Raw genomic sequence first — 14,388 nt, forward strand, 5'->3', positions numbered from 1 at the left:
CGAGTTGGTGTCCTTTATCTGCATCGGGATGATCCGACCCTTTCTCTTCAAATGTGCATGGCGGACCTTAATGGCCACGCATGGCGCGTGACTCCCGGCCGGGGAGGGGTGCCTTCATGCAACCCCGGGCGCCGACCCGGCAATCCGCGCGGGAAACCCGGGAAAAAGCAAACAGCGATGTTTCAGAACCGATTCTGCCGGGCGGAAGCCCCCGGCTCCATGCGCCGATCGAATTCCAGTTCCATGAGAACGGCGGATTCCTTGAGCACGCCGTAGTAGTTGGGGCGCTCCCCGACCTGGCGAAAGCCCAGACTTTCATAGAGCATCCTGGCCGCCCGGTTGCTCCGCCGCACCTCGAGCACCGCCAGTTTCGCCCGCTGTTCCCTGCCCAGACGCAGGACGTTGGACAGGAGAAACCTCCCGACCCCTTTGCGGCGGTACTGTCCGTGGACGGCTATGTTCAGGATCTGGATTTCGTCGGCCACCCGCCAGAAGCAGATGTATCCGACAATTTTTCCCGGCCTGTGGCCGCTCTTTTCCCTCTCTTCCCCGGCCAGTTCCATCCGCGGAATACGAGCGGTCAGAATGCGCGAGTGCAGTCGCCGCAATTCCTCCATGAAAAGCTCTTCGGTCCATGGTTCCAGGTGGCTCTGGCACTCTATTTCCAGAACTTCGGGCAAATCCGCCTGGCTCAGGGACGTGATCTCGAGCCTCACCCTCCCGCTTTTCCTTTCCATCCTATCCCGTTCCGGTCGATTTCGCGGACCGGGACAGCACCTCGCTGGCCAGGGAAATGTGGCGCTGCCCGTATTCCTTGACGAGCGCCGCGGCTTCGTTGAGAGTATGATCCTTCCGGCATCCGGCCAGCTTGATCAGCATCGGAAGATTCATTCCGCACACGACTTCCACCTTCGGCCCCAGGAACGAGAGACTGATGTTCGCCGGAGTGCCCCCGAAAAGATCGGTCAGGATCAGGACCCCTTTCCCCCGGTCCACTTCCCTGATGGTCTCGCGCAGCATCCGGGTCATCTCCTCGACCGGCTGATCCGTCCCGAAGCAGATGGCCTTGCAGGCCGGCATGGGACCGACGATCAGCTCGGCCACGTCGAGCATCTCCCGTGCCAGCCGGCAGTGCGAAACCGCCACGATCCCGATGAGTTCGTTCTGGTTGTTGGAAGCCATTTTTATATTTTATTCCAAATGAAGGTCCCTATGGAAGACATTCACAAAATAATTGTGATCCCTCAACGTCCCGGCGATTCGCTCGGCGATCACCACCGAACGGTGCTTGCCGCCGGTACAGCCCGCCGCAACGGTCAGATATCTCTTTCCCTCGCGGATATAAAGGGGAATCAGTTTCAGCAGCAGGGCACCATATTCTTCCACGAACTCGCGAGTGGCCGTCCACCGGAGCACCCATGAGCTGACCTCTTCGGAGCGGCCGTCGAGATTCTTCAGAGCTTCCACGAAATACGGGTTGGGCAGAAACCTGACATCCATCACCATGTCCGCCTCAAACGGAAGGCCGTACTTGAATCCGAAAGAAAGCACCTGTATGCTCAGCAGCTCCGTGTCGCCGATCATTGAGTAGGTACGGGTGATCATGGCCTTGAGCTGATGGACCGACAGCGTGCCCGTATCGATGATGCGGGTTGCGCGGCTTCGCAGAGCGCGCAGTTGTTCCCGCTCCTGATGGATGGCATCGACCAGGAGGGACTGCGAGGACGCCGCGGGGTGTACCCGGCGGGTCTGGCTGTATCGGCGCTGCAGAGTATCGGTGGCTGCTTCCAGAAATATGATCTCGAAACGGTACCCCGACTCCTCGAGATCCTGGAAAATCTTTGCATAGTCCTTCAGAAACTTTCGCTCCCTGATGTCTATTCCCAGAGCGATCTTGTGGATGTCGGGCATATCCTTTTCGCACAGGGCAAGAAACTCGGGCAGCATGGGCACGGGGAGGTTGTCGATGCAGAAGTAGTCCAGATCTTCGAAGGCTTTGATTGCCGTGCTCTTCCCCGAACCCGAAAGCCCGGTGACCACGACCACGTGCATTTTTCTTTGCTCCATGCCGATCATTTCCCACGCCCGGAGAAGACCTACCGGAAGAAGACGCTCCAAGGGCACAGTGCACGGAAAGGAAAGCGAAAAACCCGCCGGCGTCGGAAAATCCGCGATTCCTCGCCCACGCCGTCCACCTCGCGGAGCAGGCCGCCTGCCTCTGTGCTCCCCGGGTGAGGTCGATCACCTTTTCACAAAAGAATCCCCGATTTCTCTGCAACCGTGACGGACTGTCCGGGCGGACACGGATGAAACAAGGAAGGCCCCAAAAAGCAGGCTGCGCTCGGGAATCCTGCCCCCTGGTCGATTTGTGGATCAAAGCCGGGCTTCAGAAATCCTCATCCTCCTGCCGGATGACCGCAAATATCTCATCCTTGCCGGTCACGTTCCCCAGCTGTTTTCGCACGGAATTGTTCTTCAGGAGCCTCGCAATCTTGGCGAGTGCCCTCAGGTGAATCCCCGCGCAGGATTCCGGGGCGACCAGGAGGAAAAACAAATGCACCGGTTTTCCGTCCATCGATTCAAAATCGACCCCCTGGGTCGATCTCCCGAAGGAGAGAATCAGCTGGTCCAGATCTTTTATCTTTCCATGAGGAATCGCGATACCGTCTCCGATTCCCGTGCTGCCCAGACGCTCCCGATCGAGGAGCACCCCCATCAGGCGTTCGCGATCCATCTGGGGCTTATGTTGAAGCATAGCGTCGATGAGTTCTTCCAGCACCTGCCTTTTGGTTCTGCCCTTCAGCTCGGGGATGATCGATTCCTGTGTAAGGATGTCCAGAATTTTCATCAAAGCCTCTTGAGACGACAGTAACGATACCGAAACCATCGAGTCCGCATCAACAGGTTGAGCGAACCGCCGTTCATCGTGGAAAACGCAATCTCATCCCACGGTTTCAATGAGCCCGAAGTGGCCGTCTTTCCTGTGATACAAGACGTTGACGCGACCGGTGCGCCGGTTGGTGAAGACCATGAACTCTCCGCCCCCGATATTGAGCTGCATCACCGCTTCGTCAACATCCATGGGCTTGGCGTGCACCTGCTCGGACCTGATGACCCGGGTTTCCCGATCATCCTCCGACAGGCCCGCCGCCGGGGGAACGGTCGTGCCGCCGAAATCCTTCCCCATGGTCACCGGTTTGCGGCGCCTGACCTTCTCCTTGCCTTTCTTTACCTGCCCTTCGAGCGTATCGGCCAGCTTGTCGATTGCCGAATACATGTCGTCGGTCTCTTCGGCACCATTGATGCGCAGCCCGTTGGCATCGATGGTCACTTCGGCGATGTGGCGAAATTTTTCAACCTTCAGAACCACGTGGGCGTCCACGGGTTCATCCAGGTATTTCTTGACCCGCGAGATTTTCTCCTCGGCATACGCTCGCAACGGGTCGGAAGGCTCAATGTGGCGAAAGGTCACGTTGATCTGCATCTCCAACACTCTCCAATCTCATGCGTATTTGACACGGCCCATCACCGCCCGGCACGGTAATGCCCCGGTGCTATTCACCCCATGAAGTCCGTTTGCGCTTGTTCGAAGGAAGCACTCCGAGCATTTCCCGGTATTTCGCGACGGTGCGCCGCGCAATGCTGATGTTTTCCCCTTCGAGCTTCTCCACGATCTCCTGATCGCTGAAAGGCCTGGCGAGATCCTCCTCGCGTATGATCTGGCGAATGCGCTCCTTCACGCTCTCAGACGCCACGGCTTCACCCAGAACGCTATTTATGGAACTGTTAAAGAAATATTTCAACTCAAAAATCCCGTGCGGAGTGTGCATGTACTTGCTCGCCGTGACGCGGCTGATGGTGGATTCGTGCATCCCCACGTCTTCCGCTACGTCTCGAAGAACCATCGGCCGCAGGTGCGACACCCCTTTCTCGAAAAAATCCGCCTGCAGCTTGACGATGCTGTGAGCGACCTTGAACAGGGTCCGTTGCCGCTGGTGAATGCTCTTTATCAGCCAGGCGGCCGACCTGAGCTTGCCCTGTATGTATTCCTTGGCTTCACTAGGCAGCTCCGCGTCCTCGGTGAGCGCGTGCCTGTAATAGGAACTGACCTTCAGCTTGGGCATGCCGTCCTCGTTCAACAACACCACGAATTCACCGTCCACCTTCATGACGTAGATGTCGGGACTGATGTATTCCGTGGACTCTTCGGCAAATCTGCTGCCCGGACGAGGGTCCAGGCTGAGAATGACGTCGACTGCGGCTTTGACCTCCGGCGCGGGTCGCTTGAGCGCCCTGATCAGCGCGGGATAATTCCTGTTCTCCAGAAAATGCAGGTAATGCTCCACGATCCTGACCACCAGATCGTCCTCGAGCTCCAGGCTGCGGGCCTGGATCAGGAGGCACTCCCTGGGATCGCGGGCCGCAACCCCGACGGGATCGAGAAGCTGCACCACGGCGAGAACGCGTTCCACCATGTCCGTGCTCACTTTTCCCATTGCGGCGATTTCGTCCAGTGAGGCGTCCAGGTAGCCGTCCCGGTTCAGGTTGCCGATGATGAGTCCCGCGACTTCCCGCTCTTCATCGGACATGTCCGAGAGCCTGATCTGCCAGACCAGGTGGTCCTGCAGGCTGGTCGGCACGGTCAGCCGCTGATCGTAGGATTGCCACTCCTTGTTCGGATCGGTTTCGACGAGCACCGGGGTGCCGGTGTTGTATTCATCCAGGTACCCTTCCCAGTCGAAGTCCTCGCGAACCTTCTCCAGGATTTCCACTTCCTGGTAAGGTTCGGCGGCGACTTCCGCCGCGACCTCCGCGGCGGCTTCCGCGGCCCCCGGCTCCTCCGCCTCGCCCGATTCCTCCTGGGATTCCTCCAGCACGGGATTCGTTTCCAGTTCCTGGTGAATGGTCTCCAGCAGTTCCAGACGAGAAAGTTGGAGCAGCTTGATCGCCTGCTGCAACTGAGGGGTCATGATCAGTTGCTGGCTGAGTTTCAGTTGTTGTTTGAGTTCAAGCGCCGCCATTGTCCGATCCCGTCATGACAAGCTGAAATGATCCCCGAGGTAGGTCCGGCGAGCCAGATCGCTTTGGGCGATACTCAGCGGATCACCTTCCTCGAGAATCCTGCCTTCATGCAAAATATATGCTCTGTCGCACACCTTGAGCGTTTCCCGTACGTTGTGATCGGATATCAGGACCCCGATCCCTTTCGCTTTGAGCGACCGTATGAGCCCCTGTATCTCGAGGACCGCGATGGGATCGATGCCCGCAAACGGCTCATCCAGCAGGATGAACCCGGGCTGAGTCACCAGGGCTCTCGTGATCTCCACCCGCCGTCGTTCTCCTCCCGAAAGGCGATCCGCCTTGTTCTTGGCGAGGTGCGCAAGCTTGAGCTCGCCGAGCAGTTCCCGCAGCCGCACCTTGCGTTCGTCACGGCCGATGTTCAAGGTCTCCAGGATCGCCATGATGTTCTCTTCCACGGTCAATTTGCGAAAGACCGAAGGCTCCTGGGGCAGATAGGTGATCCCCTTTCTCGCGCGAAGATACATTGGAAGACCGATGATGTTCTCCCCGTTCAGGATCACCGCCCCCCGATCGGGCCGAATGATCCCCACCACGCTGTAGAACGTGGTGGACTTGCCGGCGCCGTTCGGCCCGAGCAGTCCCACGATCTGGCCTTCCCGAACCGTCAGGTTCACGCGGTCGACCACGCAACGGCCCTGGTACGTCTTCACGAGATCCTCGACAACCAGGGTTTTCTCCTCCGAAGACACTCACGGTTCCTTTCGGGACGGGTGAAGCAGGGCCTGGACGGGAGTCTGCTCCCCCCCCTCCACCACGCTCTTCCCCTCCGCAATGTACAGCGTGATCAGCCGCCCCTGCACCTTGTCCAACCCCTGGGACACGACGGGGTTGCCCAGCAGCACGATCTTCTGCTCCTGGTGATAGTAGACCGCCTTGTCGGCGGTGGCCTGCTTTTCGCGTTGAGTGATCTTCACCCCGCCTTCCACCTCTATCCTGTCGATCTTCTCCACGATGGCGGACTGGTCGTTGCGGATGGACGGGTCCACCCGGGCCGCGGTCACTTTCAACTGGTTCCCCGTAATCGTCAGATCGTCCTGACGAACCACGACGTGCCCCTGAAAGACAATCGTCCTGTCCCGCTGCCGCACCTCCATTCGATCGCTTGCGATGTGCAGAGGCGAATCGCTTTTCATGAGTCTCTCGCCGGCGGGGGTGCCTTGCTTCGTCTCCGCGGGCTTCTTCCGCTTTTCGGCCGAGACCGCTTCCCGGGGGAGGCAGAGGCCGACCAGCACCAGCACCAGCAGCACAAGCGTCTCTCTTCGCAGACGGTTCTTCATTATTGCCATCATTTCGGCCTCGCTGACGTGGTTTTGCCTTGTTTCGGTAGAAATGAAAGGGAAGCCTTGACACCCCCTTCGAGCACCGCCGCTTCATCCGAAATCCGGTAGTGCCAGCGGCTCCCTTCGAGGACAACGTCGGCTCCGTTGAGCTGAATCGGCGTTTCCGACGAAATGAGCCGCTTCTGATGATCGTAGGCGGCCCGGGTCGTCGTCAGCTCGTACCCCCGGGGAAGGCTCGCCCGCACAGAGTCCCAGACCTCGATGTTCTTGCTGCCCGCGTAAAGAATGCCGGCGTTGCTCTCGAGTCGGATTTCATCGCCGTCCGACAGGAAAAAAGTGATCCGTACGGCCTTCAGCGCCGTTTTTTGCTCGTCCTGGAAGTATTCCGCCTCGGATGCCCGGAGGGTCCACGCCCGCTTGCCCTCCTGCATTTCCGTGAACTCCATGTCCGTGAGCTTCATCTCGGCGTCCTGTGGCGCGGCGACCGGAGCCGGCTGTTGCGCCGTCCGGGTCTTTCCCCTCCAGACCCCGAAGACCAGCACCGCGCTCACCCCCAGTGCGATGAACAGCACCAGCCCCTGTATGAACTTGCGTGAAATCCCCATCGCTCCAACACCGGCCCGACCCCGCAAGCCATACGCGGGTCGAGGACCGCCGGGCCACACGTGCCGTTCCCGGCGAGAACTCAGGCGTTTCGTCAAGAAATCTGCCCGCTTGCGCTCCCTCCGGACCACCGTCCGGTCACAAGCTGAATTTCGCAAATGAAATTAATATATTATCCTTTACAGGCTACTGTAGCATGCACGACCCATGCCTGTAAAGGCATATCCGTGAAAAAAGTTTCGCACATGGTCCCGAAAAGGTGGATCAGCTGGGAGGATCAGTCCCGAAATACCGCATCGTCACCGTGTTCCAGAGTCCCTGGACGTGGAGGATGAGCTCGCAAACCTCGCGGCAGGCCCCATGTCCCCCCGCGGCCCGCGTCACATGATGCGCGTACGCAAGCACGTGAGGCGAAGCATTCGGCACGGCCACGGCGAATCCCACCCGGCGCATCACCGGTATGTCGATCAGATCGTCACCCATGAAACCCACTTCTTCATCCTTCAATCCGGTGTCCCGGAGAATGGACTCATAGGCCTCGATCTTCACCTTCTCTCCCTGGTATATCCTGGATATCCCAAGTCCTTTGCCCCGTTGCTCCACAGCCCGGCAATAGCGGCCCGACAGCAATGCGACCTCAAAGCCCGCCCGCTGCAAAAGCTTTATGCCGTGGCCGTCCTGAACGTCGAAGACCTTGATCTCCGAACCATCGTCCAGATAAATGATCCGGCCGTCGGTAAGCACCCCGTCCACGTCGAAAATCATCATGCGCAACCGCGCGATCCGTAATCGCAGCGCCTCCTCGAGGGTGTCCGGTGTCAATGTTCTCTCCCTGTTTTCCGCTCGATGTCCGCGTCCTGCGCTCCGTACGTGTCCCGGACGATGCGATGGATGTCCAGGAGCTTCTCGAGAAGCGGCGATACCTGCTCGAGAGGAAGTGAATTCGGACCGTCGCACAGGGCTCGGTCAGGATCCTCGTGCATCTCCAGAAATACGCCGTGAGCCCCGGCGGCCACGGCGGCGCAAGCCAGGGCGGCCACATACCTGCGCTCCCCTCCGGAACGGGTTCCCTGCCCTCCGGGCAGCTGCACGCTGTGAGTCGCATCGAACACGACCGGGCAGCCGCTTTCACTCAGAATGGGAATGGAACGCATGTCCACCACCAGGTTGTTGTAACCGAACTGGGTTCCCCGTTCCGTGACCAGGATCTTGTCGTTTCCGGTCCCCCGGACCTTCTCGATCACCAGGGACATGTCCCGAGGGGCAAGGAACTGGGCCTTCTTCAGGTTCACGGGTTTGCCCGTGAGCCCGACGGCCACCACCAGATCCGTCTGGCGCGCCAGAAAAGCGGGGACCTGAAGGATGTCCACCACCTCCTTTGCCGGCGCCACTTCCGAGACGCCGTGGACGTCCGTCAACACGGGTATCCCGATTTCCCGCCGCACCTCGGAGAGGATAGCAAGACCCTCCTCGATCCCCGGACCTCGGTAGGAATGGATGGACGTGCGATTCGCCTTGTCGTAAGAACTCTTGAAAACGCAGGGTATATGAAGGCGGGCGCAGGCATTCCGAAGGAATTCGGCGATCCTCAGCGTCATGTCCCGGTTCTCGATGACGCACGGTCCGCCGATCACAAAGAACCGGTTTGTGCCGACGGTTTGCCCCAACACCTCAAAGTCAGCCACGCTTCATCTCCGAGAACTCAGCAGACGCATGCCTTCCCAAAATCACCAGGACGCTTTCGCATCGCCTCTTCCAGAGACTTGCCGACAAAGGCCCTGAAGATGGGGTGCGGTTCCATCGGACGCGACTTGAACTCGGGGTGGAACTGGCAGCCGAGAAACCACGGGTGATCGGGAATTTCGATGATTTCGACGAGGTTCTTGTCGGGGGACAGACCGGTGAACCGCATCCCGTGCTCACCCAGAGTTTCCCTGTAGGCGTTGTTGAACTCGTACCGGTGGCGATGCCGCTCGGAAATCTCGGGGCAACCGTAGGCTTCATAGGCCAGGCTGCCCGGCTCCAGGACGCAGGGATAAGCGCCCAGGCGCATCGTTCCTCCGAAGTCGGAACCTTCGCTCCTGCGGATCATCTGGTTATTCTTGTAATCGAACCACTCACGCATCAGGAAGATCACCGGATGCGACGTGTTCTTGTCGAATTCCATGCTGTGCGCTTTTTCGATGCCGGCCACATGGCGGGCGAACTCGACCGTGGCGAGCTGCATGCCGAGGCAAATCCCGAGGAACGGGATCCTGTTCTCGCGGGCATATCGGATCGCCTTGATCTTGCCTTCCACGCCGCGCTGTCCGAAGCCGCCCGGAATGAGGATGCCTTCCGCCCCTTCGATCAGCGCCTCGCCCCCATCCTTTTCCACGTTTTCCGAATCGACGTAGTCGAGGATCACGCGGGCGTCATTGGGGGCCCCCCCGTGCACCAGCGCTTCGTTAAGGCTTTTGTAGGATTCCTTGAGGTCGATGTACTTCCCGACGATGGCGATGCGCACTGCGTGGGAGGGTTCCTTGAGCTGCCGCACCATGCCCGCCCAGGTATCCAGGAGCGGGGCGCGGGTCCAGATGTTGAGCATCCTCACGATCTTTTCGTCCAGCCCCTCCTGGTGGAACAGCAAGGGAACCTCGTAAATGCATTCGACGTCCTTGGCGGTAATGACCGCATCCGTGTCCACGTTGCAGAAGTGTGCGATCTTCTTCTTGATGTCCCCGGAAAGGAATTTCTCCGTGCGGCACAGCAGAATGTCCGGCTGGATACCGATGCTCCGGAGCTCCTTCACGCTGTGCTGGGTGGGCTTGGTCTTGACCTCGCCCGAAGTCGACAGGTACGGCACCAGCGTCACGTGAATGTAGAGCACGTTTTCCCGGCCCACATCAGTCCGGAACTGGCGAATCGCCTCAAGGAAGGGAAGGCTCTCTATATCGCCGACCGTCCCGCCGATCTCGACGATCTCGATGTCGACATCGTCCACCGCCCCCTTGATGCAGTCCTTGATCTCGTCCGTGACGTGCGGGATGACCTGCACGGTGCCCCCCAGGTAGTCGCCCCGCCTCTCCTTGGTGATCACCGAATAGTAGATGCCGCCCGAGGTGTAGTTGTTTTTCTTGGACATGCGGGCGTGAGTGAAGCGTTCGTAATGCCCCAGATCGAGATCGGTCTCGGCGCCGTCGTCGGTGACGAACACCTCGCCGTGCTGAAACGGGTTCATGGTTCCGGGGTCCACGTTGATGTAGGGGTCCAGCTTCATCAGGGTCACCCGCAGTCCCCGGCTTTCCATCAGCGCGGCGATGGAAGCGGCCGCAAGCCCCTTCCCCAACGACGATAAGACACCACCCGTGATGAATATGAACTTTGTCTGGCGCAACGTGTCGTCCTTTCCCGCAATGTCATTGCCCAAGCATTTTGAAGCCGACAGCAGTATAGCAAATGGAGATCCAAAGTCAACGCATGCCGATTCCGACACGACCGCCCCGGAGTGCGGCGTTTCCGGGCGTCCGTGTCGGCGGGGGGGGAAGGTCCTTGTGCGGAAGGGCTTTTGCGGAGGCTGATCCGCCTTTGTGCGGCCAAGTTTTTCCTTGCAATTTTCACCATTCTGGCATAGCGTGCCTACAATATCGGCGAAGTTCTCGCAATCACTGACAAATCATCAGGAGCGACGGCGCCTGTACCATTGATGGAAAGGATTAGGTAAAGTGATCGTACGCCACTGGATGACCACCAAGGTGATCACCATCAACAAGGAGGCATCCATCCAGGAAGCCTTGGCAGTCATGAAGCAGGGGTCCATCCGCCACCTGCCCGTCGTCGACCAGGATGGAAAATTGCTGGGATGGGTGACCGACGCCGATTTGAGAGGGGTGCTCATCGCTTCCATGCTCGAGGAGCTCACACTCGAAGACGTCATGATCCGCCGACCGTTCACGGTTACGCCCGACATGTCCCTGGAGGAAGCTTCGCACCTGATCCTCGATAAGCGAATCGGCGGTCTGCCCGTGGTGGAAGGCGAAAAGCTGACCGGCGTCATCACCACCGTGGATATTCTGTCGGCCTTCATCACCTTCATGGGGATGTTTTCGCATTCGTCACGTCTGGACGTGAAGATCACCACCCCTCGGACGTCGCTGCATGAAATCATCCGTCTGGTCAGACAGCACGACGCCGAGGTCATCAGCGTGTGCCATCTGCCCTCGGAGGAAGACGAGGATATGACGTATTCCCTGAGGCTGAAAAAATGCGATCTGAAACCCATCCTGGAAGATCTCAAGGAAAATGGCATCGAGGTTTTGTCTTCGATTTCATGAATTGAGCAGCGTGTGAAGGAACACCGTTGCGTTGAATACTGACGGCGTTTTTCGTCGGGTTCCCTGCCTATAGCCAATCACGGATCATCGTCAAGGCGGAAGCGGCTCTGCCCGGGCCATACCTGACGACCCATTCCGAAACGCCCGCCAACGACCGGGCCGGATGCAATCCCGCTGGCATCCCGATGACCGGCATCGATCCCGCGTTCCGGTTCGATGACGATCGTCCGTCCGTTCACGCCTGTTTGACTCACGTGGAAAGATCGAACCGGTCGGGGCGTCGTGTTGAGAAACGTCGTCACGCAATGCCCGGGCGGTTTTGGAGAACATGAGGATGGCAAAGTTACCCGATGATTTTCTACCGCCCAGGAACCTCTGGCCGGAATACGTCGTCCCCGCGGGATTCGACGACACTCCCCACGAGCTGAACCTGGCCGACTATCTGCTCGACCGGCACGTGCGGGACGGCCGCGGCGACCGCCCGGCAGTCAAGTTCGTGGACCAGGTGATCACCTATTCAGAGCTCCAGCGCCTGGTAAACCGTTTCGGAAGCTCCCTCCGGGATGCCGGCCTGGAAGCCCGGGACCGCGTGGGCATTCGCCTGGTCAATTGTCCGGAAGCCATCATCTCGGTGCTCGCCGTTGAAAAACTGGGCGCGATCCCGGTGCCCACATCCCCGTTGTGGGCCGCCGAGGAAATCGCCTACGTGGCCAACAACGCCATGATGAAGTTCTATATCGTGAGCGCGCCCCTGATGGGAGCCGTGGAAAATGCGCGAAGCCGCTTCACGTCCGACACCCGGGTGATCGTGGTGGGCGGGAACCGCGATGATGTCCGGCGTGCCGGCCACCTTTCATTCCAGGGCATGACGGAGGAAGGTTCCTCCGAGCTCGCCGCGGTGATGTTGGACGGCGAAGACATCGGCCTCATCCTCTACACTTCGGGCACCACCGGGATGCCCAAGGGCTGCGTGCACTTCGTGCGTCAGACCATTATCGAAACCCGGGTCGTCAACCGTTTCGTCTACGGGCTCACGCCGCGCGACGTGCTCGGAGGTGCCGCGCCGGTATCTTTTGCGGCCGGCTTCGGAACCTTCACGCTTATTTCCTTCGAGGGGGGGGCCGCGGTTTCGCTCCTGCCCAGGTTCAGTCCCCAGGAAATGATGGAGACCATCACAAAGCACCGCATCACCGTGCTCACGGGTCTCCCGACGGCCTACCGCGCGCTTCTCAAGTATCCGGACTTCAAACGGCACGACATCAGCTCCGTGCGGCTCTTCACCACTGGAGGCGATTCCCTGGGGGCCAAGACGCTCGAAGCGTGGCGGCAACTCACCGGAAAACCCGTCTGGGAAGGGATGGGCGTTACGGAAATGCTTCACCTGGTCACTTCCAACACCATGAACCAGGAACCGGTGCCCGATTCCATCGGCAAGCCCCTTCCCGGAGTCCTGGTGCGAGTGCTCAACGCCTGGGGCGGCGATTGCAAGCCGGGAGAGATCGGCAGCCTGATGCTCAAGGGCCCCTCCGGGGGATTGTACTGGCGACCTTTCATCGAAAACCAGCGCCTGCTGGACGCCCAGATGAAAGGCGTCGTGAACGGCTGGAACCAAATGGGCGACGCCGTCTACCGGGACGACGACGGGAACATCTTCTTCGTTTCCCGGGAAGACGACATCATCAAGAGCTCGGGTTACCGCATCGGCCCGGCGGAAATCGAGGAAGCCATCGCACGGCATCCGGGCGTGGCGGACGTCGGCGTCATCGGGGTGCCGCACCCCGACAAGGGGCAGGTGACCAAGGCCTTTATCGCGCTCAAGCCCGGCTTCAAGGGAGACGATGACTTCTCCGAAGAATTGCGTGAATTCCTTAAGGATATCATTGCCATATATAAGATGCCCCGGATCATCGAATACGTGCCGAGCCTGCCGCGCACGCCCACCGGCAAGCTGTTGCGCAGGAAGCTTCGCGCCATGGGCGCCTGAACGGCAGCGCGTCGGAAACGTCCACCCGGTTGGATCGGAAAGGAACACACCATGGAATGCAGAATCACCGTCTTGTGCGAAAACACGGTGTCGGCCCCCGGACTGCTGGGCGAGCACGGTTTTGCCGCCTTTGTCGAAATTCCGGGCGACACCGTTCTGTTCGACACCGGGCAAGGTTACTCCCTGGTCCACAACGCTCTTAGGCTCAGGAAAAACCTGGCCGATGCTTCGCGGCTCGTGCTGAGCCACGGGCACTACGACCATACCGGAGGCATCCTCGCGCTCCTCGGCATGAGAGACGGCTGCGACATCGTCGCCCACCCGGATGTTTTCAGCGAGCGGTTCTGGGTCATGGAAACCGACGGTCGTGAAAAGGCGGTCTCCATCGGCATGCCCTGGCCGGAGACCTATCTTTCCACGCGCGGCGCCCGGTTCCGCCTCGAGCGGGCCTTCACCGAAATCGCGCCCAACGTCTTCATCACCGGGGAAGTCCCGCGCCGGACACTGTTCGAGCTCGGTTCCCCGAAATTCACCGTGCGCGCGCAAAAAGGCTTCGCCATGGATCCTTTGCTGGATGACCTTTCGCTGGTGCTGAAAACCTCGAAGGGCCTCGTGATCGTCCTGGGGTGCGCGCACGCGGGGGTGGTCAACATCATGCGGCACGCAGTGGAGAAGACCGGGGTATCGCGCATTCACGCAATCCTTGGCGGAACCCACCTCGGGCTTTCCCCCGCCCCCCAGTTCGACCCGACCATTGAAGCGATCAAGAGCGCCGACATCGGTCTTCTGGCGGTCAGCCACTGCACGGGGCAGCAGCCCGTGGCGCGCCTCGCCTCGGAATTCGGCGAGCGGTTCGCCTTCGGCAACGTGGGGTTCGTCATCGAGGTGTGATACGATTTTACCTGGAAAACAGATTCGCGGGTGAGCCTGTTTTCATGCTTTGCGGGTGAAGATCAGCATCATGGAAAATTGCGTTCAAGGTGGGTGCATTGGGCGGGCGGGCATAAAGCCCGCCCCTTGCTACGTCTGAATGGAATAACCGTCCGTAATGGCAGGGTTTATCCCCGCCCGCGTCACCTCCCGACTGCGTCTGACGGGCACATCGGTCCGAAGGGGCGAGGTTTAT

15 protein-coding genes are annotated in these 14,388 nt (G+C 59.7%); 3 read left to right on the forward strand and 12 right to left on the reverse strand.

Annotated features, from left to right (window positions below):
• Nucleotides 1–182: 182 nt before the first annotated feature.
• From rimI to pyrG, 12 genes are all read right to left on the reverse strand, one after another.
• Nucleotides 183–737, reverse strand: a complete 555-nt coding sequence (rimI, locus tag SFUM_RS10685) for a ribosomal protein S18-alanine N-acetyltransferase (protein WP_011698916.1) — start codon at nucleotides 735–737, stop codon at nucleotides 183–185.
• 1 nt (nucleotide 738) lies between these two features.
• Nucleotides 739–1,182: a PTS sugar transporter subunit IIA gene (locus tag SFUM_RS10690; RefSeq protein WP_011698917.1), complete on the reverse strand. Its 444-nt coding sequence runs from the start codon at nucleotides 1,180–1,182 to the stop codon at nucleotides 739–741.
• A 9-nt stretch (nucleotides 1,183–1,191) separates the two neighbouring features.
• Nucleotides 1,192–2,067, reverse strand: a complete 876-nt coding sequence (gene rapZ, locus SFUM_RS10695) for an RNase adapter RapZ (protein ID WP_049766463.1) — start codon at nucleotides 2,065–2,067, stop codon at nucleotides 1,192–1,194.
• A 319-nt stretch (nucleotides 2,068–2,386) separates the two neighbouring features.
• A complete protein-coding gene (locus SFUM_RS10700) occupies nucleotides 2,387–2,848 on the reverse strand; it encodes a PTS sugar transporter subunit IIA (RefSeq protein ID WP_011698919.1) in 462 nt (153 codons plus the stop codon).
• 93 nt (nucleotides 2,849–2,941) lie between these two features.
• A complete protein-coding gene (hpf, locus tag SFUM_RS10705) occupies nucleotides 2,942–3,484 on the reverse strand; it encodes a ribosome hibernation-promoting factor, HPF/YfiA family (protein WP_011698920.1) in 543 nt (180 codons plus the stop codon).
• Nucleotides 3,485–3,554: 70 nt separating this feature from the next.
• Nucleotides 3,555–5,021 carry an RNA polymerase factor sigma-54 gene (gene rpoN / locus SFUM_RS10710; protein WP_011698921.1) on the reverse strand — a complete coding sequence of 489 codons (1,467 nt, stop codon included), beginning with the start codon at nucleotides 5,019–5,021 and terminating at the stop codon, nucleotides 3,555–3,557.
• A gap of 12 nt (nucleotides 5,022–5,033) precedes the next feature.
• Nucleotides 5,034–5,771, reverse strand: a complete 738-nt coding sequence (gene lptB / locus SFUM_RS10715) for an LPS export ABC transporter ATP-binding protein (RefSeq protein WP_011698922.1) — start codon at nucleotides 5,769–5,771, stop codon at nucleotides 5,034–5,036.
• Entirely contained in the window at nucleotides 5,772–6,371 is a 600-nt protein-coding gene (lptA, locus tag SFUM_RS10720) for a lipopolysaccharide transport periplasmic protein LptA (RefSeq protein WP_011698923.1), read from the reverse strand.
• Nucleotides 6,368–6,967, reverse strand: a complete 600-nt coding sequence (gene lptC / locus SFUM_RS10725) for an LPS export ABC transporter periplasmic protein LptC (protein ID WP_011698924.1) — start codon at nucleotides 6,965–6,967, stop codon at nucleotides 6,368–6,370. Before lptC ends, lptA begins: the two co-directional genes overlap by 4 nt.
• 262 nt (nucleotides 6,968–7,229) lie before the next feature.
• Complete coding sequence (locus SFUM_RS10730; RefSeq protein WP_011698925.1) at nucleotides 7,230–7,787, reverse strand: KdsC family phosphatase; 558 nt, start codon at nucleotides 7,785–7,787, stop codon at nucleotides 7,230–7,232.
• Entirely contained in the window at nucleotides 7,784–8,650 is an 867-nt protein-coding gene (gene kdsA, locus SFUM_RS10735; protein ID WP_011698926.1) for a 3-deoxy-8-phosphooctulonate synthase, read from the reverse strand. Before kdsA ends, SFUM_RS10730 begins: the two co-directional genes overlap by 4 nt.
• Nucleotides 8,651–8,667: 17 nt before the next feature.
• Nucleotides 8,668–10,341 carry a CTP synthase gene (gene pyrG / locus SFUM_RS10740; protein WP_011698927.1) on the reverse strand — a complete coding sequence of 558 codons (1,674 nt, stop codon included), beginning with the start codon at nucleotides 10,339–10,341 and terminating at the stop codon, nucleotides 8,668–8,670.
• A gap of 328 nt (nucleotides 10,342–10,669) precedes the next feature.
• Here pyrG and SFUM_RS10745 point away from each other — a divergent pair, with 328 nt between their 5' ends.
• The 3 genes from SFUM_RS10745 (at nucleotide 10,670) to SFUM_RS10755 (ending at nucleotide 14,153) form a co-directional block, all read left to right on the forward strand.
• On the forward strand, nucleotides 10,670–11,278 hold the full coding sequence (locus tag SFUM_RS10745; protein ID WP_011698928.1) for a CBS domain-containing protein: 609 nt from the start codon (nucleotides 10,670–10,672) through the stop codon (nucleotides 11,276–11,278).
• 334 nt (nucleotides 11,279–11,612) lie between these two features.
• Nucleotides 11,613–13,262, forward strand: a complete 1,650-nt coding sequence (locus SFUM_RS10750) for an acetate--CoA ligase (protein ID WP_011698929.1) — start codon at nucleotides 11,613–11,615, stop codon at nucleotides 13,260–13,262.
• 51 nt (nucleotides 13,263–13,313) lie between these two features.
• On the forward strand, nucleotides 13,314–14,153 hold the full coding sequence (locus tag SFUM_RS10755) for an MBL fold metallo-hydrolase (RefSeq protein ID WP_011698930.1): 840 nt from the start codon (nucleotides 13,314–13,316) through the stop codon (nucleotides 14,151–14,153).
• Nucleotides 14,154–14,388: the final 235 nt, after the last annotated feature.

This window comes from Syntrophobacter fumaroxidans MPOB (genome assembly GCF_000014965.1).
GTDB lineage: Bacteria > Desulfobacterota > Syntrophobacteria > Syntrophobacterales > Syntrophobacteraceae > Syntrophobacter > Syntrophobacter fumaroxidans.

Coding starts and splice junctions, on each gene's coding strand:
- lptC (WP_011698924.1), bottom strand. CDS start 6,967: ATGGGGATTTCACGCAAGTTCATACAGGGGCTGGTGCTGTTCATCGCA.
- hpf (WP_011698920.1), bottom strand. CDS start 3,484: ATGCAGATCAACGTGACCTTTCGCCACATTGAGCCTTCCGACCCGTTG.
- rimI (WP_011698916.1), bottom strand. CDS start 737: ATGGAAAGGAAAAGCGGGAGGGTGAGGCTCGAGATCACGTCCCTGAGC.
- SFUM_RS10690 (WP_011698917.1), bottom strand. CDS start 1,182: ATGGCTTCCAACAACCAGAACGAACTCATCGGGATCGTGGCGGTTTCG.
- SFUM_RS10755 (WP_011698930.1), top strand. CDS start 13,314: ATGGAATGCAGAATCACCGTCTTGTGCGAAAACACGGTGTCGGCCCCC.
- rpoN (WP_011698921.1), bottom strand. CDS start 5,021: ATGGCGGCGCTTGAACTCAAACAACAACTGAAACTCAGCCAGCAACTG.
- rapZ (WP_049766463.1), bottom strand. CDS start 2,067: ATGGAGCAAAGAAAAATGCACGTGGTCGTGGTCACCGGGCTTTCGGGT.
- SFUM_RS10700 (WP_011698919.1), bottom strand. CDS start 2,848: ATGAAAATTCTGGACATCCTTACACAGGAATCGATCATCCCCGAGCTG.
- lptA (WP_011698923.1), bottom strand. CDS start 6,371: ATGATGGCAATAATGAAGAACCGTCTGCGAAGAGAGACGCTTGTGCTG.
- SFUM_RS10750 (WP_011698929.1), top strand. CDS start 11,613: ATGGCAAAGTTACCCGATGATTTTCTACCGCCCAGGAACCTCTGGCCG.